The organism is Arhodomonas sp. KWT (genome assembly GCF_010993615.1).
The window spans coordinates 1-854 of record NZ_WNXE01000716.1 but is presented as its reverse complement, the minus strand read 5'-3'; the positions used below and the strand labels follow the sequence as shown (position 1 = coordinate 854).

Below are 854 nucleotides of genomic sequence, written 5' to 3'. Positions count from 1 at the left end.
GTTCTGGTGCTCTACGGGCCCTACCGGGAAAACGGAGAACACACGGCGTCGAGCAACGCCGCCTTCGACGCAGACCTCCGCGCCCGCGATCCGCAATGGGGCGTCCGCGACCTGGAGGCGGTGACAGAGGCCGCGGCGGTGCACGGCCTGATGCTAGAGCAGCGTCACGCGATGCCCGCCAACAATCTCACCGTCGTCTTCCGCCGTTCCGCCGGGACCGGCTGACCCGCCGCGGCGGGACCGGCTCAGTCCGCGGCGCCGGTCAGCCCGTCACTGCTGCGCAGCGCCAGGTGGACGGGCGGAGCCATTTTTCCACCGTCACCGCTCCCGCGCGTCTGCGTCTCAGTGTCGGCGACCCGGCGGCGGTCACGCACGGTCTCGAAGGCGGACGCCAGACGCGCCAGCGCCGGGCGCTCGTCCGGATGTGCGAGCGCCAGGGAGAACGGCGTAATCGCCCGGTGGTAGGCGGCGAGCTGACCGTCCGGAACGGAGGTGCCGTCCGGCAGCGCGACCTTCAGGGGGTCGTGGGGCGTGCCGTTGACCCGGATCTCGAAATGCAGGTGCGGCCCGGTGGCCTCACCGGACTCGCCGACGTAGCCGATCACCTGCCCCTGGTGCACGTGGGTCCCGCTGTGCATCCCCTTCGCGAAGCGGTGCAGGTGCCCGTAACGCGTGGCGTACGGCCCGAAGTGCCGGATCTTCACCAGCCGGCCGTACCCGTGGCTGTGCCCGGCGAAGGTCACCGTCCCGTCCCCCGCGGCACGGATCGGTGTGCCGATGGGCGCGGCGAGGTCCACCCCGTGATGGGGGCGATAAATGTGCAGGGTCGGATGCCAGCGCCGCTCGGTGAACGG

General features: G+C 71.5%; 2 protein-coding genes. One reads left to right on the top strand and one right to left on the bottom strand.

Translation table 11 applies throughout. The annotated features are described in order from the left end of the window. Positions 1 to 225, top strand: a 225-nt coding sequence (locus G7A99_RS21940) for a DUF938 domain-containing protein (protein WP_163144078.1), incomplete at its 5' end; no start/stop codon positions are given. A gap of 20 nt (positions 226 to 245) precedes the next feature. On the opposite strand, the gene G7A99_RS21935 is transcribed toward G7A99_RS21940, so the two are convergent. Beyond that, a partial coding sequence (locus tag G7A99_RS21935) for a M23 family metallopeptidase (RefSeq protein WP_163144076.1) occupies positions 246 to 854 on the bottom strand: 609 nt, incomplete at its 5' end.